The organism is Burkholderia sp. BCC0398 (assembly GCF_902833245.1).
GTDB classification, from domain to species: domain Bacteria; phylum Pseudomonadota; class Gammaproteobacteria; order Burkholderiales; family Burkholderiaceae; genus Burkholderia; species Burkholderia sola.
The window spans coordinates 320,431-338,808 of the sequence record NZ_CADFEM010000008.1 but is presented as its reverse complement, the minus strand read 5'-3'; the positions used below and the strand labels follow the sequence as shown (position 1 = coordinate 338,808).

At 69.3% G+C, this 18,378-nt stretch carries 14 protein-coding genes and 1 pseudogene; 9 read left to right on the top strand and 6 right to left on the bottom strand.

Annotation, left to right across the window (positions count from 1 at the left end; translation table 11 throughout):
• Positions 1-44 precede the first annotated feature (44 nt).
• The 4 genes from HWX76_RS19815 to HWX76_RS19800 form a co-directional block, all read right to left on the bottom strand.
• The gene (locus HWX76_RS19815; protein WP_050013925.1) at positions 45-524 is read right to left on the bottom strand and encodes a BON domain-containing protein; all 480 of its coding nucleotides are present in this window, start codon (positions 522-524) and stop codon (positions 45-47) included.
• Positions 525-713: 189 nt separating this feature from the next.
• Positions 714-1,220 (bottom strand): low affinity iron permease family protein, encoded by a 507-nt coding sequence (locus HWX76_RS19810; RefSeq protein ID WP_176016230.1) that lies wholly within the window; start codon positions 1,218-1,220, stop codon positions 714-716.
• Between the two features lie 157 nt (positions 1,221-1,377).
• The gene (locus HWX76_RS19805) at positions 1,378-2,118 is read right to left on the bottom strand and encodes an FRG domain-containing protein (RefSeq protein WP_089490483.1); all 741 of its coding nucleotides are present in this window, start codon (positions 2,116-2,118) and stop codon (positions 1,378-1,380) included.
• Between the two features lie 151 nt (positions 2,119-2,269).
• Positions 2,270-2,653, bottom strand: coding sequence for a DUF305 domain-containing protein (locus HWX76_RS19800; RefSeq protein ID WP_089490371.1), 384 nt, complete (start codon positions 2,651-2,653; stop codon positions 2,270-2,272).
• A 169-nt stretch (positions 2,654-2,822) separates the two neighbouring features.
• On the opposite strand from HWX76_RS19800, the gene HWX76_RS19795 reads away from it, so the two are divergent.
• The 5 genes from HWX76_RS19795 (at position 2,823) to HWX76_RS19775 (ending at position 10,660) form a co-directional block, all read left to right on the top strand.
• Positions 2,823-4,661 (top strand): thiamine pyrophosphate-requiring protein, encoded by a 1,839-nt coding sequence (locus tag HWX76_RS19795; RefSeq protein WP_124593670.1) that lies wholly within the window; start codon positions 2,823-2,825, stop codon positions 4,659-4,661.
• A gap of 300 nt (positions 4,662-4,961) precedes the next feature.
• Positions 4,962-6,023 carry a cytochrome c oxidase subunit II gene (coxB, locus tag HWX76_RS19790; RefSeq protein WP_176016229.1) on the top strand — a complete coding sequence of 354 codons (1,062 nt, stop codon included), beginning with the start codon at positions 4,962-4,964 and terminating at the stop codon, positions 6,021-6,023.
• Positions 6,024-6,036: 13 nt separating this feature from the next.
• The gene (gene ctaD, locus HWX76_RS19785) at positions 6,037-8,676 is read left to right on the top strand and encodes a cytochrome c oxidase subunit I (RefSeq protein ID WP_176016228.1); all 2,640 of its coding nucleotides are present in this window, start codon (positions 6,037-6,039) and stop codon (positions 8,674-8,676) included.
• The gene (locus tag HWX76_RS19780) at positions 8,673-9,074 is read left to right on the top strand and encodes a hypothetical protein (protein ID WP_050013932.1); all 402 of its coding nucleotides are present in this window, start codon (positions 8,673-8,675) and stop codon (positions 9,072-9,074) included. Before ctaD ends, HWX76_RS19780 begins: the two co-directional genes overlap by 4 nt.
• The gene (locus HWX76_RS19775; RefSeq protein ID WP_176016227.1) at positions 9,065-10,660 is read left to right on the top strand and encodes a cytochrome c; all 1,596 of its coding nucleotides are present in this window, start codon (positions 9,065-9,067) and stop codon (positions 10,658-10,660) included. Before HWX76_RS19780 ends, HWX76_RS19775 begins: the two co-directional genes overlap by 10 nt.
• 107 nt (positions 10,661-10,767) lie before the next feature.
• Here HWX76_RS19775 and HWX76_RS19770 read toward each other — a convergent pair.
• Together HWX76_RS19770 and HWX76_RS19765 are read right to left on the bottom strand one after the other, a co-directional pair.
• A pseudogene (locus HWX76_RS19770) lies at positions 10,768-10,965 on the bottom strand (addiction module antidote protein); the annotation flags it as partial.
• Between the two features lie 63 nt (positions 10,966-11,028).
• The gene (locus HWX76_RS19765; RefSeq protein ID WP_176016226.1) at positions 11,029-12,489 is read right to left on the bottom strand and encodes an efflux transporter outer membrane subunit; all 1,461 of its coding nucleotides are present in this window, start codon (positions 12,487-12,489) and stop codon (positions 11,029-11,031) included.
• A gap of 77 nt (positions 12,490-12,566) precedes the next feature.
• On the opposite strand from HWX76_RS19765, the gene HWX76_RS19760 reads away from it, so the two are divergent.
• The 4 genes from HWX76_RS19760 (at position 12,567) to HWX76_RS19745 (ending at position 18,368) form a co-directional block, all read left to right on the top strand.
• The gene (locus HWX76_RS19760) at positions 12,567-13,184 is read left to right on the top strand and encodes a TetR/AcrR family transcriptional regulator (protein ID WP_050013935.1); all 618 of its coding nucleotides are present in this window, start codon (positions 12,567-12,569) and stop codon (positions 13,182-13,184) included.
• Between the two features lie 82 nt (positions 13,185-13,266).
• On the top strand, positions 13,267-14,391 hold the full coding sequence (locus HWX76_RS19755; protein ID WP_089490367.1) for an efflux RND transporter periplasmic adaptor subunit: 1,125 nt from the start codon (positions 13,267-13,269) through the stop codon (positions 14,389-14,391).
• Positions 14,388-17,528 (top strand): efflux RND transporter permease subunit, encoded by a 3,141-nt coding sequence (locus tag HWX76_RS19750; RefSeq protein ID WP_176016225.1) that lies wholly within the window; start codon positions 14,388-14,390, stop codon positions 17,526-17,528. Before HWX76_RS19755 ends, HWX76_RS19750 begins: the two co-directional genes overlap by 4 nt.
• Positions 17,529-17,561: 33 nt before the next feature.
• Positions 17,562-18,368 (top strand): oxidoreductase, encoded by an 807-nt coding sequence (locus HWX76_RS19745; RefSeq protein ID WP_176016224.1) that lies wholly within the window; start codon positions 17,562-17,564, stop codon positions 18,366-18,368.
• Positions 18,369-18,378: the final 10 nt, after the last annotated feature.

The window sequence follows — 18,378 nt, the reverse complement described above, 5'->3', positions numbered from 1 at the left end:
ACTCGTTCGCCGGCCCCCCGCCAGTGCGGGCAGCCGCGGCCGCGTCAGTGCGAATGACCGTCGGGCGACGCCTTGTATTCGCTGCGCGCGCCCATCGCGTCCTCGACGTGATGCACGCCGTGCAGCGCGGCGACGCCGTCGATCAGCGCCTGCCGTTCGGCCTCCTCGACCTGTCCGGTCAGGCACACGTTGCCGTGCTCGACGCTGACGTCGATGTCGCGCGGGCGACCGACGAGCCGGCCGAGCGCCGCACGCACGCGCTCGGCGACCTGCACGTCGTTCGCATCGCCCGCGAGCCAGTCGGCCCGCAGGCCGGCGATCGCGCCGCGCGCATGGTCGGCCGCACGCTTCACCTGCGTATTCGCGTAATCGGTGACGCCGTGCCGGCCCGCGGCCGCCTTGTCGCGCAGATAAGCGCGACGACGCCGGCCGGACGACGGATCGAGGAAGTACATCGCGGCCGCCCCGCAGGCGACGGCCACCGCAATATTCAACAGCGGATTCGAAGGAGTTCTGGAGTTCATGGAAGCACCATACGCAATACCCGGAACGACCGGGCTTCGTCTCGGTGTGCAGCACGTGCCGTTCCCCGCTGCAGGCAGCGCGTGCACGCGGTCGCGCCGCGACGCGGCGCCGGAAACGACAAGCGTTTGAAAAATCATCGGGCCGCGCATCGCTCGACCGGGAGACCGGAAGATCGGGAGATCCGACGATCAGGATTCGGACGGCGCGTCGGCCGTTTCCGCGCGCTTCCCGCCCGGCTCGTCCTCGCCGCGCTCGGCCGCGCGCTGCGCCATCTCGACGTAGGTCTGCGCCAACGCGCGCAATTCCTCCTCGGACGCATCCTCGATCCCGATCAGCCGGTCGCTCGCCGCGCGCGTGACCGCGAGCAGCTCGTCGAGCTTCAGATGCAACGCCACGCTGTCGCGGTTCTGGTTGCGCTGCAACAGGAACACCATCAGGAACGTGATGATCGTGGTGCCGGTATTGATCACGAGCTGCCACGCGTCGGAGTAGTGAAACAGCGGCCCGCTGACGAGCCACAGCACGGTGATGGCGACCGCGCTGCCGAATGCCACCGGCGAGCCGGCCCAGGTGGTCACGCCCGACGCAAAGCGTTCGAACGCGCGGGTGACGGTGTTCCCGGCCGGCCGGGAACCGGCGCCGGGCTCGCACGCCTTGTCGCGACGGCCGCTCGGGGGTTCGTGGGGTTCGCGCATGAAAGCCTCCGGATTCGATCGTTTGTTTGAATGCGCGCATGAGCCGCCTTGCCGCCCGCCGCGAACCGGTCGCAAGCTGGGGACTTGGGGTTCGGTCCCGTGTGCGCGCCGTCGAGACAAGCATCGCGCGTGCCCGGCCGCACGGCCCGCGCGGGGTTTACTGCGGCGTGTGCGTGTCCTCGTCGTCCGGGAAATAGCGCGTGTCGGTCAGTTGCGCGATGCCGTCGAGATCCGGAAAGATCGTCGCGATGCTCACGCCGACGCCGGCCAACTCCTGCCGGATCGTCGCGAACCGGCCGCCCGGCACGACGATCCGCATCAGGCGGCCGGCGAGGTCCGCGTCCTCGTCGAGCGGCACGAAGCGCTCGCCACGCGGGTCATAACGGTGGATCGTGAACCAGCCGTCCTGCGCGGTGATCCTCGGCATCACGTGACGCGGCCGGAACACCTTGGTGCGCGTGACCTCCAGCGGCGCGCGCCGTTCGGCGGCGGTCGCGATGTCGTCGGCGTCGTGCGACAGGCACCACACCACGCCGTCTCCGCCCGATTCGCTCGCGCGCCTGACCGCGAACCACAGCGCGGCCAGCGCGTTGCCGGACCAGTCGAGCAAGCGCGTGCGCATCCCGTGCTGCTGCGCGAGCGCGAGCCAGTCGCACGCATCGAGGTTCTGTCCGGGTTCGAGATGCGGCAGCGCGCGCCGCGTGAATTCGTCGAGCATCCGCGCTTCGACGTCGGGCGACGCGCGCTGCCGCGCAATACCCGGCACGAGCGGCCAGCCCGCGTTGCACTGGCCGCGAAACAGCCGCAGCGCCATCGTCTGCCGCTGCGCGCCGATCACGGCCATGTAGTCGGCCACGCTGTCGATCGCGCAATCTTCGGCCGCACGCTTATCGTCCATGCATCGTGCCTCCTGCCGCGGCTGCCCGTGCGCGCGGCCATTGCGTCGGCGCGGGTCCGGGATCGGCGCGTGCATCGCCGCTCGCCGGCCGCGGAACGGCCGGGACGGCCGGCTGCGTATCGCCCTGCGTATCTCCGTGTCGCATCGCGGTTCACCGCGTCGTGCCGTGCTCCCTCTGCCAGCGCTCCATCAGCGCGATCTCGTCGCGCTGCGCGGCGACGATCCGGCTCGCGAGCTGACGCAGCGTCGAGTCCTTGCCGTATTTGAGCTCGACCTGCGCCATGTCGATCGCGCCCTGATGATGCGGCGCCATGTGCGCGACGAAATCGCGGTCGGCGTCGCCCGTGTATGGCGCGCTGTCCATCGCTTCCATCATCTTGCGATCGGCGCGCTTGAACGCCTGCGTGGACGTGTCGGGCACGCTGGCGGGATTGGGAGGACGCAACTGTGCCGCCACGGGCAGCGCCGCTGCGCACGCGGCCAGCAACGCGCAGGCTGCACCGCGGCGTATGAACGAACGGTTGAATGCAGACATGTGACGATTCCTCGACAAGAAAGTGAACGGTTCGCGTGCGGCATCCTCGCTCGTCAGCACACGTCGTATCGGCCACAGGCGGGCAACCGATGTGCCCGACGCACGCAGCGCGGCACGTGCCTTGCGCGGCCGCCTCGCATCGGCTCATCCGGGACCAAGGAGAAACGGCATGGCGACAGTGGCGGATTTCATCGTCGAGCGGCTGTACGACTGGGGCGTGCGCCGCATCTACGGCTACCCGGGCGACGGCATCAACGGATTTTTCGGCGCGCTGAACCGCGCGGACGGCAAGATCGAATTCATCCAGGCGCGCCACGAGGAGATGGCGGCCTTCATGGCGTCCGCGCATGCAAAATTTACAGGCGAGCTCGGCGTATGCGTCGCGACGTCGGGCCCGGGCGCCGCGCACCTCGTGACGGGCCTCTACGACGCGCGGCTCGACCACATGCCGGTGCTCGCGATCGTCGGCCAGCAGGCGCGCGCGGCACTCGGCGGCCACTACCAGCAGGAAGTGGATCTTCCGGCGCTTTTCAAGGACGTTGCAGGCGCATTCGTTCAGCTTGCGACGGTGCCGGGCCAGGTGCGCCATCTGGTGGACCGCGCGGTGCGCACCGCGCTCGGCGCGCGCGCGGTCACCGCGCTCGTGCTGCCGAACGACCTGCAGGAACTCGACTACGCGCCGCCGAAACGCGCGCACGGCACCGTGCATTCGGGGGTCGGCTATACCGCGCCGAAAGTCGTGCCGTATGCGGACGACCTGCGACGCGCGGCCGACGTGCTCAACGCGGGCTCGAAAGTCGCGCTGCTGGTCGGCGCCGGCGCGCTGAAGGCGACCGACGAAGTGATCGCGGTAGCAGACAAGCTCGGCGCGGGTGCCGCGAAAGCACTGCTCGGCAAGGCCGCGCTGCCGGACGACCTGCCATGGGTCACCGGCTCGATCGGGCTGCTCGGCACCAAGCCGAGCTACGCGCTGATGACCGAATGCGACACGCTGCTGGTCGTCGGCTCCGGTTTTCCGTATTCGGAATTCCTGCCGAAGGAAGGCCAGGCGCGCGGCGTGCAGATCGACCTGAAGGCCGACATGCTGAGCCTGCGCTACCCGATGGAAGTCAATCTGGTCGGCGACAGCGCCGAGACGCTGCGCGCGCTGCTGCCGCTCTTGAACGAGCGGCGCGACACCGCGTGGCGCGACCGGATCGCGAAATGGAACCGCGACTGGCACGACACGCTCGCGGCGCGCGCGGCCGCGAAGGCGAGCGCCGGGCGCGGCGTGAATCCGCAGCGCGCGTTTACCGAGCTGTCGCCGCGCCTGCCCGACGACGTGATCCTGACGAGCGATTCGGGCTCCTGCGCGAACTGGTATGCGCGCGACCTGATGATGCGGCGCGGGATGATGGGCTCGCTGTCCGGCGGGCTCGCGTCGATGGGCGCCGCGGTGCCCTACGCGATCGCCGCGAAATTCGCGCATCCGGTGCGCCCGGTGATCGCGATGGTCGGCGACGGCGCGATGCAGATGAACAACATGGCCGAGCTGATCACCGTCGCGAAATACTGGCGCCAGTGGCCCGATCCGCGCTGGATCTGCATGGTGCTGAACAACGAGGACCTGAACCAGGTCACGTGGGAGCAGCGCGTGATGGAAGGCGACCCGAAGTTCGACGCGTCGCAGCAGATCCCGAACGTGCCGTACTACCGCTTCGCGACGCTGCTCGGCCTCAAGGGTATCTACGTCGACGATCCGGAACAGCTCGGCGCCGCGTGGGACGAAGCGCTCGCGTCCGACCGGCCGGTCGTGCTCGAAGTGAAGAGCGACCCGGAGGTGCCGCCGCTGCCGCCGCACGTGACGCTGCAGCAGGCGAAGCATTTCGCCGAAACGCTGGTGAGGGGCGACCCGCGCGAGGGCAACGTGATCGTCGAGACCGCGCGGCAGGTGTTGTCGGCCGTGCTGCCGGGCGACCACGGCGACAAGGCCGGCAAGGGCAGCAAGGACGGGAAAGGCGAATCGTAAGGCCGCGGGACGGCGCGACGTTCACGGTCGGTTCTGGCGTTTTGCGATGATGGCCGGCACGCCGCCGCTGTCGCTGTCGCGCCGTTCCGGAACTTGATCCGCACAGCAAACGACCTTCCGCCCGCCACACGCGCGCGTAAAAACGCGTCACTCGATTTACAAGCCGGCTGTGACGCACCGGCCGTTGCGCGCGGCATTCCGCACCCCCGCACGACTGCATACGTGCGAGCCGCGCGCGCACGAAACTTGCTCTGCCGCGAACGGTTGTCGTCACGCCGCCGAATGCGGCAAGGAGTCGCGTTGCTCGTCCCGCTGTCCAGGAACACGCGTCATATCGCATGCATCGCACCGTTCGCTTGGGCGGCCGCGCCGATCGTCGCGCGCGCGGCCGCCGAGCGTGCCGAGCCCGGCAATCCGGCCGCGCCGCTGCCGCTCGCGTACGTGATCCACGCGGCAGGCCCCGCCGCGCAGCCGGTCTTCGTGCTCGGCTGGGCGCTGCTCGCGCTGTGCTCGTTCGTGTGCGTCGCGATCGCGGTGCTGCTGCTGATCGCGCTGTTTCGTCGTCGCGCGCAGGCGGGCGGCGGCTACGGCAGCGGGCTGACGATCGTGACCGTGGGCACCGTGATCTCGATCCTGCTGCTGTTCGGCGCGCTCGTGTACATGCTGCGCGTGCTGGGCGCGATCGCGGCGCCGCCGCGTCCGCCCGCGCTGACGATCGTCGTCACCGCGCAAGACTGGTGGTGGGCCGTTCGTTATCCGGACGATGCGAACGGCCCGGGCTTCGTCACCGCGAACGAAATCCGTATTCCGGTGGGCGAGCCCGTCGCGATCGAACTGAAGAGCGCCGACGTGATCCATGCGTTCTGGGTGCCGCAACTCGCCGGCAAGACGCAGACGATTCCCGGCCAGACCAACCGCCAATGGCTGCAGGCCGACCGGCCGGGCATCTACCGCGGCCAATGCTCGCAATACTGCGGCGCGCAGCATGCGCACATGGCGTTCGAAGTCGTGGCCGAGCCGCCGGACGCGTTTCGTGCGTGGCTCGCCGCGCAGCGCCAACCGGCCCAGGCACCCACGGCGAGCGCCGGCGCCGAACGACGCGGCCAGCGCGTGTTCGCCGCGCGCTGCGCGGGCTGCCACGCGGTGCGCGGCACCGACGCGACGGGCGACGCGGGCCCCGATCTCACGCACGTCGGCACGCGCCGGCTGCTCGCGGCCGGCACGCTCGACAACACGCCGGACAACCTGCGCCGCTGGATCGCGCATGCGCAGCAAATCAAGCCGCAATCGCTGATGCCGTCGATCGCGCTCGCGCCGCGCGACGCCGACGATCTCTCCGCGTATCTCGCGACGCTGCACTGAACCGAGGATGCCGATGGCCATTGCCCGCGACACGCCCGCCCCGCTCAGCCGCGTACCCGATCTCGGCGACGCGCCGCCCGGTTCCGCGCACGAGCGCGCGCTGGCCGAGCTGTGGGAATCGGAACCCGGCTGGCGCGGCTGGCTCGGCACCGTCGATCACAAGCGCATCGGGCTGCGCTACATCGTCACCGCGTTCGCATTCCTGCTGCTCGGCGGCGTCGAGGCGCTCCTGATGCGCATCCAGCTCGCGCGGCCGAACGCGACGCTGCTCACGCCCGCGCAATACGATTCGCTGTTCACGATGCACGGCGTCACGATGATCTTCCTGTACGCGCTGCCCGTGCTGTCCGGCTTCGCGAACTATCTGTGGCCGCTGATGCTCGGCTCCCGCGACATGGCGTTTCCGCGGCTGAACGCGTTCTCGTACTGGGCGTTCCTGTTCGCCGGGCTGTTCCTGTACGCGAGCTTTCCGCTCGGCGCGGTGCCGGACGGCGGCTGGTTCAACTACGTGCCGCTCACGTCGCTCGACTACAGCGCCGGCGCGAACATCGACATCTACGCGCTCGGGATGATCCTGCTCGGCATCTCGACGACCGGCGGCGCCGCGAACTTCGTCGTCACGTTGCTGCGGATGCGCGCGCACGGCATGTCGATCGACCGGGTGCCGATCATCGTGTGGGGCACGCTGACCGCGTCGGTCGCGAACCTCGTCGCGGTGCCGTCGGTGAGCCTCGCGTTCCTGCTGCTGTGGCTCGACCGCAATGCCGGCACGCATTTCTTCGACGTCGCGCACGGCGGCCGTCCGCTGTTGTGGCAGCACCTGTTCTGGATGTTCGCGCATCCGTGGGTCTACGTGGTCGTGCTGCCGGCAATGGGGATCGTGTCGGACGCGCTGCCGACCTTCTGCCGACGCCCGCTCGTCGCATACGAGGCCGTCGCGGTATCGACGGTGGCGACGATGCTGATCGGCTTCGAGGTGTGGGTGCACCACATGTTCGCGACGGGCATCGCGCCGCTCGCGCTCGCGTTCTTCGGCGCCGCGAGCATGCTGATCTCGATTCCGAGCGCGGTCGCGGTGTTCGCATGGATCGCGACGATCTGGACCGGCCGCCCCGTGTTCCGCACGCCGTTCCTGTATTTCGCGGGCTTCGTGCTGATGTTCGTGGTCGGCGGCGTGTCCGGCGTGATGACCGCGGCCGTGCCGCTCGACTGGCAGCTCACCGATACGTACTTCGTCGTCGCGCACCTGCACTACGTGCTGCTCGGCATCAACGTGTTTCCGGTGCTCGGCGGCGTCGCGTACTGGTTCCCGAAATTCACCGGGCGGATGATGAACGAGCGCTTCGGCAAGCTGACCTTCTGGGTCGTGCTGGTCGGCTTCAATCTCGGGTTCTTCCCGATGCATATTTCCGGGCTGCTCGGGATGCCGCGCCGCATCTATACCTATCCGTCCGGGATGGGCTGGGACACGTCGAACCTGCTGACGACGATCGGCTCGTTCGTGTTCGGGATCGGCATCGTGATGTTCGTCGTCAACGCGCTGGTGAGCGCGCGGCGCGGCGTGCGCGCCAGCGAGAATCCGTGGGGCGCGGCGGGCCTCGAATGGTCGGTCGCGTCGCCGACGCCCGTGTACAACTTCGCGGTGTTGCCGCTCGTCGCGTCGCGGCATCCGCTGTGGGAAACGCGCGACGATCCGGCGCGCACCAGCCTGCGGGTCGGCTACCGGCTCGCCGATGGGCGCGAGGCGCTCGCGGTCACGCCGCTCGCCGCCGCGCCGAGCGCGATCCTGAAGATGCCCGAAGACAGCTGCATGCCGTTCGTGCTCGCGCTGCTCGCGACCGCCGTGTTCGCGGCGATGCTCGCGCGCTCGCCGACGCTCGTGTGCGTGGCAGTCGCCGGTTGCGCGATCGCGACCGCCGCGTGGCTGTGGCCGCGCCGCGAACTCGGACAACGCGCGCGCCTGCCGGCCCGCGCCGACACGCAGGCGCCTGCCGCGGCCGCCGGGCGTCATCCGGACGAGCCGCCGTCGGCGACGGCGCCGGCAGCCGCGCCGGCCGCGTGCATCGAGCCGCTGCCGGTCGGCAGTTGCGGCGAACGCGCGGGCGGCTGGTGGGGCATGCTCACGCTGATCGTGACCGAGGCCGGGCTGTTCGGCTACCTGCTGTTCTGCTACTTCTACCTGCAGTCGCAGTGGTCCGCACCGTGGCCGCCCGAAGGGATGCCGAAGATCGGGCTCGCGGCCGCCAACACGGTCGTGCTGCTGTCGAGCAGCGTGTTCGTGTGGCTCGCCGAGCGCGCGGTGCGGGCCGGCCGGCAGGCGCGCGCGGTCGCGCTGCTCGTCGTCGCGCTCGTGCTCGGCACCGTGTTCGCGCTGGTTCAGTTGCACGAATGGCGCGATCACCCGTACGGCCCGACCGCGCACCTGTACGGCAGCCTCTACTTCACGATCACCGGGTTCCACCTCGCGCACGTCGTGGCCGGTCTCGCGATCCTCGCGCTGCTCGCCGCGTGGACGGCCGCCGGTTTCTCCGGCCGCGAGCGACGCGTCGCGCTGACGGTCGGCGGGCTCTACTGGCACTTCGTCGACATCGTGTGGCTGTTCATCTTCACCGCGCTGTATGTGTCGCCGTTCTGGCTGAGGAGCACGGGATGAGCGATGCACGACGCGCGTGGACACCGTTGCTCGCGATCGCGGCCGGCCTCGTCGGCGCGCCCGCGCTGTGGTTCGCGCAGATGCTGGTGTCGGAGACGCTCGCGTCCACCGCGTGCTATCCGCTCGGTGTCGCGCAGGCCGCGCCGCGCTGGGCGCACGTCGGCGTGTGGCTCGCGCTGATCGCCGCGGGCGCGTTCGCGCTGGCCGCGGCCTGCGCGACCTGGCTCGCGCACGCGTGGCGGCACCGGCACGATGCCGATGCGCGTGCCGCGACGCGCGACGGCAGTACGCGCTTTCTCGCGCGCTGCGGCATGCTCGCGGCGCTCGGTTTCGTGATCGGTCTGGTGTTTACGGGGATCGTCACCGCTTTCGTGGGGCCTTGCAGTCCATGGCGCTGATCCCGTTCGCTTCGTTTCCGTTTCCGTTCCCGTTCCGAGTTCTGGGCCACCGCGCGGGTGTCGCGTTTGCGGTATGCATCGCGCTCTGCGGATGCGACATGCAGCGCGACGACAACGCGGCCGCGGCCGGCGACACGGCCGACGCCGCGTCGGCGGCGGAAGCGCCCGAGCCCGCATCGGGCTGGCGGTTCGTGCGGATTCGCGCGTCGGCGGCCGATGCCGGCGCGTCGATGTCCGCTCGCGTGAAGGACAACCGTCGGCTGTCACGCGACCGGGACGCGTCAGTGGCGGATGCGACATCGTCCGCGGCGCCCACTCCGCCGCCCGATGCTGCGTCTGCCTCGACTGCCCGCCGCCCGATAATCGCCGCGGCGGCCGCGAGCGCCGACGCCGCGACGCTCGCACGCGGCCGCTATCTCGCGCTCGCCGGCGATTGCGCCGCGTGCCACGACGCGGCCGACCATACGCCGTACGCGGGCGGCCAGTCGGTGAATTCGCCGTTCGGGCCGATCTATGCGCCGAACATCACGCCGGACCCGACGCACGGCATAGGCCACTACACGCTACGGCAATTCGACGATGCGATGCGGCGCGGCGTGCGCGCGGACGGCAGCCGGTTGTATCCGGCCATGCCGTACCCGTCGTTCGCGTACCTGAGCGACGACGACGTGCGCGCGCTGTATGCGTATTTCATGCGCGGCGTCGCGCCGTCCGCGAATGCGGCGAAACTCACGCAACTGCCGTTTCCGTTCAACCAGCGCTGGGCGCTCGGGCTGTGGGGCCTCGTGTTCGCGAACCGCGACCGGTTCACGCCGCAGCCGTCGCAATCGGCGCAATGGAATCGCGGCGCGTATCTCGTACAGGGGCTCGGCCATTGCGGCGCGTGCCATACGCCGCGCGGGCCGGCCTACAACGAACGCGGCTACGACGAACGCAGCCCCGCGTTCCTGACCGGCGGCATCAACGACCACTGGTTCGCGCCGAACCTGACCGGCGCGGTTCCGGACGGCCTCGGCCGGTGGCCGGCCGACGACATCGCCGCGTTCCTGCGCACCGGTCATGCGGCGCGCGGCGCGGTGTTCGGCGCGATGGCGCCGGTCGTCGGCGAAAGCACGGCGTTGCTGACGGAGGACGATCGTCGTGCGATCGCCGTGTACCTCAAGTCGTTGCCCGCGCAACCGACTGCCGCGACGAATCCACTGGGCGTGGGCGTGCCGCGGCTGACGGGTGCCGGCCCGCGTCCGGAAGGCGGCCAGCAGGCGCCGGGGGCCGGCGTGTATGCGGAGTTCTGTGCACGCTGCCATGGCGCCGAAGGTAAAGGCGTGCCGGATCACGGGCCGGCGCTCGCGGGCAGCTCGATCGTGCTCGCGGCCGATCCGACGAGCACGATCCGGATCGTGGTCGAAGGTGCGCGGCCCACGCCTGGCAAGCCGGGGCCGGTGCAGCGGATGCCGGCGATGCGCGGCGCGCTGACGAGCGGCGAGATCGCGGCGGTGGTCAGCTACGTGCGCGGTGCGTGGGGGAATCGGGCGGCGCCGGTGTCGGAGCAGGATGTGAGGCGATTGCGGGGGGCGATCAAGCGGTAGCGGCGTGCTGCTCGCGGGGCTTCCCCTGCGATGCCGGCCGGATCAATGCGGACCGGCCCGGCACGAATGTTTCAGCCCGGCCCTGACGATATCAGCCGTGGGCCGCCGCGGTAGAGCGCTTCACGCTTCGCACCGGACTCGCGCGCCAGCGCCGTCATGCCGCGCGCCTTCGCGACGTTCCCGAGCGCGGCCTGGATCAGTCGAGGATCCCTATCTTCGAACGCCTGCGCCAGGTAGTGACGAATCGCTTCTTCGTCCTTCAGGTACTTCGAGCCATCGAATTCGGCCAGTTCGCTGATTTTCATCTTCAATCCTCCAGTGCTGATCGCGGCGCTGCCGACCGGGTCGAAGGCCATCGGTCCGTTCCGCTACCGGCTCGCAACAGCCTGCGCTTCCGGCGCCTGCCATCCACCGCCGAGCGCCTTGAACGCCGCGACCGCCGCGCGCGCCGCTTCGGTTCGCGCCTGCACGCGTTCGTCCGATGCGCGCAGCAGGCTTTCGTCGGCCTGCAACACCTCGATCAGGCTGACCACCCCTTTCTGGTAAGCCGCGAACGATGCGGTCCGCGCGCGGCCGAGCGAATTCACGCCGTCGCCGAGAATGGCTGCCTGCTCGTCCCGCTTGACGAGCGCCGAGAAGGCATTCTCGACGTCCTCGGTCGCGTGCAGCGCCGCGAGCCGATACGCGGCCAGCATTTCGGCATCCTGCCCTTTGGCCTGCGCGATCTGCGCATTGATCCGGCCGAAGTCGAACAGGCGCCAGCGCAGGCCGAGCACGCCCGCCGCCTGATTCGCGCCGCCGGCAAACAGGTTGCCCGCGCCCATCGTCGTCGCACTGCCGATCAACCCGCTCAACGAGAACTTCGGGTAATACTCGGCGATCGCCACGCCGATGCGCGCGTTCGACGCCGCCACGCGCCGCTCGGCGACGATCAGGTCGGGCCGGCGCCGGAGCAGTTCGCCGGGCGTGCCCGTCGCCACGATCCGAGGCGCAACAGGCACGTCGCCGCCGGCGAGCAATTCCGCGCGATGCGTGCCGGGCTGCGCGCCGAGCATCACGTCGAGCGCATTCATCGCCGCGTCCAGCGCCGCTTCGAGCACCGGCACCGTCGCGCGAACCTGCGCGAGCGCGCCTTCGGCCTGCCTCACCTGAAGCTCCGCCGCGAGGCCCTTTCCATAGAGCAGGTTGAGCGTCGACAGCAGATCCTGCTCGGTCCGCACCTGGCGCCGCGCGACGTCGAGGCGGCCCTGCAACCCGCGAATCGTGATGTAGGTGTCCGCGGTTTGCGCGGCGACGGCGAGCCGCGTCGCGACCGCCGCCGCTTCGGATGCCTGATAATCGGCGAGCGCCGCTTCGCGGCCGCGGCGCAATCCGCCGAATACGTCAAGCTCCCAGCTCGCGTTGAGATCGGCCTCGTAGTCGTTGCCATGACGGTCGAAACCGGGTGTTGAATTCAACACGCGCCCCAACGGCGTTTCGACCGACTGGTAGACGCGCGCGGCCTGCCCGCTCACGTTGCCCGACGGCAGCAGCGCCGCGTTCGCCGCACCGAGCCCCGCGCGCGCCTGCGCGACGCGCGCCGCGGCCTGCGCAAGATCGAGGTTCTGCGCGAGCGCCAGCGTGATGTATTGCGTCAGTTGCGGATCGCCGAAGCCCGTCCACCACGTCGCGAGGTCGGCGTCGGCCGCCGCGTGGCGCTGGTCCACGGCGCGCTGACCCTGGAACTGCTGCGGCATCGCCACGTCCGGCCGCACATAGTCGGGACCGACGGCGCACCCCGCCGACAAGATGGCGGCCAGCGCCGCGGCAACGATGGGTTTGGGTAGCATGTGGGCTTTAGCAAGAATCCGGTAGTGACTATAATACCAAATAGTCACTCGTTGTCCATTCCTGTCCGTTGCAGCCCATGAAAAAAATCGACCCTTCCCCGGCGCCCGCGCGCGGCCCGGCCGACCACGACGTCCGCGACCAGATCGTGGCCGCCGCCACCGAGCACTTCAGCCGGTACGGCTACGAAAAGACGACCGTGTCGGACCTCGCGAAGGCGATCGGCTTCTCGAAGGCCTATATCTACAAGTTCTTCGAGTCGAAACAGGCGATCGGCGAGATGATCTGCGCGCACTGCCTGCACGAGATCGAGACGGACGTGCGCGCGGCTGTCGCCGAGGCCGAACTGCCTACCGAAAAGCTGCGGCGAATGTTCAAGGTCTTCACCGAGGCGAGCCTGCGGCTGTTTTTCCGCGACCGCAAGCTGTACGACATCGCGGCGTCGGCCGCCACCGAAAACTGGCCGTCGGTGCAGGCCTACGAGGCGCGCGTGCAGAAGCTGCTGCAGGACGTCCTGCAGGAAGGCCGGCAAAACGGCGAGTTCGAGCGCAAGACGCCGCTGGACGAAACCGCGACCGCGATCTACCTCGTGATGCGGCCGTACCTGAACCCGCTGCTGCTGCAGTACAACCTCGACACGACCGACGCCGCGCCCGCCCAACTGTCCAGCCTCGTCCTCCGAAGCCTCGCACCGTGATGTGCTCCCATTTGTGACCATTGACTATATTGGTCACTAGATACACAATGAAAGCCCCGATCACTTCATCACTGGGTCTTTCATGGTTCGGCGTCGCCTCGCTTTCTTCGCAGTCGCTTCCGCACTGCCCGTCGCGCTAGCCGCCTGCAGCGGAAAAGCGCCGTCCGATCCGCGCACGGAGGCGCCGCTCGTGCGCACCGCCGTCGTGCAGGCGGCCGTCCCCGCGTCCCGCTCGTTTACCGGAACCGTCGCCGCGCGCGTGCAGAGCGATCTCGGCTTCCGGGTAGCCGGCAAGGTGCTGGAGCGGCTCGTCGATACCGGGCAAACCGTGCGGCGCGGCCAGCCGCTGATGCGGCTCGACCCGGTCGACCTGAAGCTCGCGGCGCGCGCCCGCGACGAGGCGGTCGCCGCCGCACGGGCCCGCGCGCGGCAGACCGCCGAGGACGAAGCCCGCTACCGCGACCTGCGCGGCACCGGTGCGATATCGGCATCCGCGTACGACCAGGCCAAGGCCGCGGCCGATGCCGCGAAAGCGCAGTTGAGCGCCGCCGAGGCCGACGCCGACGTCGCGCGCAATGCGACCGGCTATGCGCAACTCGTCGCGGACGGCGACGGCGTGGTGATGGAAACGCTCGCGGAGCCCGGTCAGGTCGTTAGCGCGGGGCAGCCGGTGGTGCGGCTCGCGCACGCCGGCAGCCGCGAGGCCGTGATCCAGCTGCCGGAAACCCTGCGCCCGGCGATTGGGTCGCTCGCGCAGGCCGGGCTGTTCGGCAAGCCGGACGTCGGCGTCCCCGCGACGCTGCGCCAGCTTTCCGATACCGCGGATGCGAGAACGCGTACTTTCGAAGCGCGCTACGTGCTGCAGGGCGCGCTGGCCAATGCGCCGCTCGGCGCGACCGTCACGATCCGCATCGCGGACGACGCGCGCACGGCTTCGCAACCCGGCATGCAGGTGCCGATCGGCGCGCTGCTGGACGCGGGCAACGGGCCCGGCGTGTGGGTCGTCGCCGGCGAACCGGCCAAGGTGACGTGGCGGCCGGTCAAGGTCGAACATCTCGACGACGACGGCGCGCGCGTGTCCGGCGACGGCGCGCTCAAGCCAGGCGAGCGCGTCGTCGCACTCGGCGCGCAGTTGCTGCACGAAGGCGAAGCGGTCCGCGTGTCTGCGCCGCCCGCCACCATCGCGAGCGAAGGAGCACGGCCGTGAGCGAACGCCGCTTCAACCTGTCCGCGCTCGCCGTGCGCGAGCGCGCGATCACGCTGTTCCTGGTCTGCCTGATTTCGCTGGCCGGCCTCGTGTCGTTCTTCAAGCTGGGCCGCGCGGAAGATCCGGCGTTCACGATCAAGGTGATGACCGTCATCACCGCATGGCCGGGCGCCACCGCGCAGGAAATGCACGACCAGGTGGCCGAAAAGATCGAAAAGCGCATGCAGGAGCTGCGCTGGTACGACCGTACCGAAACCTATACGCGTCCGGGCCTCGCGATCACGACGCTGACGCTGCTCGACAGCACGCCGCCGTCTGAAGTGCAGGAGCAGTTCTACCAGGCACGGAAAAAGATCGGCGACGAGGCGACCAACCTGCCGACCGGCGTGATCGGCCCGATGGTCAACGACGAATACGCGGACGTCACGTTCGCGCTGTTCGCGCTGAAGGCCAGGGGCGAACCGCAGCGCCTGCTGGTGCGCGACGCCGAAGCGTTGCGTCAGCGGCTGCTGCACGTGGCGGGCGTGAAGAAGGTCGACATCATCGGCGAGCAGGCCGAGCGCATCTACGTGCAGCTGTCGCACGACCGGCTCGCGACGCTCGGCGTGAGCCCGCAGGACGTATTCGCGGCGCTCAACGGCCAGAACGTGCTGACGGCGGCCGGCTCCGTCGAGACGCGCGGGCCGGAGATCTTCATTCGCGTGGACGGCGCGTTCGACAAGCTGCAGAAGATCCGCGACACGCCGATCGTCTCGCAGGGCCGCACGCTGAAGCTGTCGGACATCGCGACCGTCGAGCGCGGCTACGAAGATCCGTCGACGTTCATGATCCGCAACAACGGCGAACCCGCGCTGCTGCTGGGCATCGTGATGCGCGACGGCTGGAACGGGCTCGACCTCGGCCGCGCGCTGGACGGTGAAGTCGGCGCGATCAACCGCGAACTGCCGCTCGGCATGAGCCTGACCAAGGTCACCGATCAATCCGTGAACATCAGCTCGGCCGTCGACGAGTTCATGGTCAAGTTCTTCGCCGCGCTGCTCGTCGTCATGCTGGTGAGCTTCGTCAGCATGGGCTGGCGCGTGGGACTCGTCGTCGCCGCGGCCGTGCCGCTGACGCTGGCCGTGGTGTTCGTCGTGATGGCCGCCACCGGCAAGAACTTCGACCGCATCACGCTCGGCTCGCTGATCCTCGCGCTCGGGCTGCTCGTCGACGACGCGATCATCGCGATCGAAATGATGGTCGTGAAGATGGAGGAAGGCTACGGGCGCGTGGCCGCGTCGGCCTACGCGTGGAGCCACACGGCCGCGCCGATGCTGGCCGGCACGCTGGTGACCGCGGTCGGCTTCATGCCGAACGGCTTCGCGCGCTCCACCGCCGGCGAATACACGAGCAACATGTTCTGGATCGTCGGGATCGCGCTGATCGCGTCGTGGGTCGTGGCGGTGGTGTTCACGCCATATTTCGGCGTGAAGATGCTGCCCGAGTTCAGGAAGATCGAAGGCGGCCACGACGCGATCTACGACACGCCGCGCTACAACCGCTTCCGCCAGCTGCTGACGCGCGTGATCGCGCGTAAATGGCTGGTCGCGGGGTCCGTCGTCGGCCTGTTCGTACTCGCCATTCTCGGCATGGCGGTCGTCAAGAAGCAGTTCTTCCCGATCTCCGATCGCCCCGAGGTGCTCGTCGAGGTGCAGATGCCGTACGGCACGTCGATTTCGCAAACGAGCGCCGCCGCGTCGAAAGTCGAAGCGTGGCTCGCGAAGCAGAAGGAAGCGCGGATCGTCACCGCGTACGTCGGCCAGGGCGCGCCGCGCTTCTATCTGGCGATGGGGCCGGAGCTGCCCGATCCGTCGTTCGCGAAGATCGTGGTGCGCACCGACAGTCAGGACGAACGCGACGCGTTGAAGGCGCGCCTGCGCCGCGCCGTCGCCGACGGCCTTGCGCCCGAAGCGCGCGTGCGCGTCACGCAGCTCGTGTTCGGCCCGTATTCGCCGTTCCCGGTCGCGTATCGCGTCACCGGCCCCGATCCGGACACGCTGCGCGGCATCGCGTCCGACGTCGGGCAGGTGATGAACGGCAGCCCGATGATGCGCACGGTCAATGCCGACTGGGGCACGCGCGCGCCGACGCTGCATTTCACGTTGCAGCAGGATCGCCTGCAGGCGGTCGGGTTGACGTCCAGCGCGGTCGCGCAGCAGCTGCAGTTCCTGCTGACCGGCGTGCCCGTCACCGCGGTGCGCGAGGATATCCGGACCGTGCAGGTCGTCGCGCGTTCGGGCGGCGACGCGCGGCTCGACCCGGCGCGGCTCGACGACTTCACGCTCGCCGGCGCGAACGGGCAGCGCATTCCGCTGTCGCAGGTCGGCAAGGTCGACGTACGGATGGAAGAGCCGATCCTACGCTGGCGCGATCGCGTGCCGACGATCACGGTGCGCGGCGACATCGCCGACGGCTTGCAGCCGCCGGACGTATCGGCCGCGATCACGAAGCAGCTTCAGCCGATCGTCGCGCGGTTGCCGAGCGGCTACAGGATCGAGGAAGCGGGCTCCATCGAGGAATCCGGCAAGGCGACGAAGGCGATGCTGCCGCTGTTCCCGATCATGCTCGCGATCACGCTCGTCATCATCATCTTCCAGGTGCGCTCGATCTCGGCGATGGTGATGGTGTTCATGACGAGCCCGCTCGGGCTGATCGGCGTGGTGCCGACGCTGATCCTGTTCGGGCAGCCGTTCGGCATCAACGCGCTGGTCGGGCTCATTGCGCTGTCGGGAATCCTGATGCGCAACACGCTGATCCTGATCGGGCAGATCCATCAGAACGAACAGGCCGGGCTCGATCCGTTCCATGCGGTCGTCGAGGCGACCGTGCAGCGCGCGCGGCCGGTGATCCTCACCGCGATGGCGGCCGTGCTCGCGTTCATTCCGCTCACGCATTCGGTGTTCTGGGGCACGCTCGCGTACACGCTGATCGGCGGCACGTTCGCCGGCACGATTCTCACGCTGGTGTTCCTGCCGGCGATGTACGCGATCTGGTTCAGGATCGGGCCGGGTCGTGCCGCCGGCTCGCATCGCGGCGAACCCGAACCGGCGTCACTGACCGACTCCACGCTCGCGGCCGCGCTCGACGCACGCAACTGACGCGCCCACCATTCACACTCGAAGGAAACAATCATGTCGAACCCTACCGTTGTCGTCGTGACGGGCGTGTCTTCGGGCATCGGTCGCACCACCGCAGAGCAGTTCGCCAGACGCGGGTGCCGGGTGTTCGGTACCGTGCGCAGCATTGCCCGAACCGCGCCCGTCGCCGGCGTCGAGTTGATCGAGATGGACGTGCGCGACGATGCGTCCGTTCAATCCGGAATCCGTACGATCGTCGAGCGCGCCGCGCGTATCGACGTGCTCGTCAACAATGCGGGCACGAGCCTGATCGGTGCGGTGGAGGAAACGTCGGTGGTCGAAGCGGCGGCGCTGTTCGACACCAACGTGTTCAGCATCCTGCGCACGGTGCAAGCTGTGTTGCCGCACATGCGCGCACGGCGCGGCGGACGCATCGTCAACGTCAGTTCGGTGCTCGGGTTCCTGCCCGCGCCGTACATGGGCCTCTATGCGGCGTCCAAGCATGCGGTCGAGGGATTGACCGAAACACTCGATCACGAGCTGCGCCAGTTCGGCATTCGCGCGACGCTGGTCGAACCGTCGTTTACGCGGACCAGCCTCGACGTCAATGCGCCGCACGCGAGCGAGAAGATCGCCGACTACGACCGCGAACGGACGCTTGCGGCGCGCGCGATCGTCGACAACGTGAAAGCCGCGCCCGAGCCCGACGGGGTGGCGAGCACCATTGTCGAGGCCGCGCTCGGCGCGTGGCGCATGCGACGCGCGCCTTCTGGAGAGGCGTCTCTCCTGAGCAAATTGAGGCGCTTCATGCCGGCCGGCCCGGTCGATTCGAGCCTGCGCAAGAAATTCCGGCTCGGGTGACGGGACGATC

Coding starts and splice junctions, on each gene's coding strand:
- HWX76_RS19815 (WP_050013925.1), bottom strand. CDS start 524: ATGAACTCCAGAACTCCTTCGAATCCGCTGTTGAATATTGCGGTGGCC.
- HWX76_RS19810 (WP_176016230.1), bottom strand. CDS start 1,220: ATGCGCGAACCCCACGAACCCCCGAGCGGCCGTCGCGACAAGGCGTGC.
- HWX76_RS19805 (WP_089490483.1), bottom strand. CDS start 2,118: ATGGACGATAAGCGTGCGGCCGAAGATTGCGCGATCGACAGCGTGGCC.
- HWX76_RS19800 (WP_089490371.1), bottom strand. CDS start 2,653: ATGTCTGCATTCAACCGTTCGTTCATACGCCGCGGTGCAGCCTGCGCG.
- HWX76_RS19795 (WP_124593670.1), top strand. CDS start 2,823: ATGGCGACAGTGGCGGATTTCATCGTCGAGCGGCTGTACGACTGGGGC.
- ctaD (WP_176016228.1), top strand. CDS start 6,037: ATGGCCATTGCCCGCGACACGCCCGCCCCGCTCAGCCGCGTACCCGAT.
- HWX76_RS19780 (WP_050013932.1), top strand. CDS start 8,673: ATGAGCGATGCACGACGCGCGTGGACACCGTTGCTCGCGATCGCGGCC.
- HWX76_RS19775 (WP_176016227.1), top strand. CDS start 9,065: ATGGCGCTGATCCCGTTCGCTTCGTTTCCGTTTCCGTTCCCGTTCCGA.
- HWX76_RS19765 (WP_176016226.1), bottom strand. CDS start 12,489: ATGCTACCCAAACCCATCGTTGCCGCGGCGCTGGCCGCCATCTTGTCG.
- HWX76_RS19760 (WP_050013935.1), top strand. CDS start 12,567: ATGAAAAAAATCGACCCTTCCCCGGCGCCCGCGCGCGGCCCGGCCGAC.
- HWX76_RS19755 (WP_089490367.1), top strand. CDS start 13,267: ATGGTTCGGCGTCGCCTCGCTTTCTTCGCAGTCGCTTCCGCACTGCCC.
- HWX76_RS19745 (WP_176016224.1), top strand. CDS start 17,562: ATGTCGAACCCTACCGTTGTCGTCGTGACGGGCGTGTCTTCGGGCATC.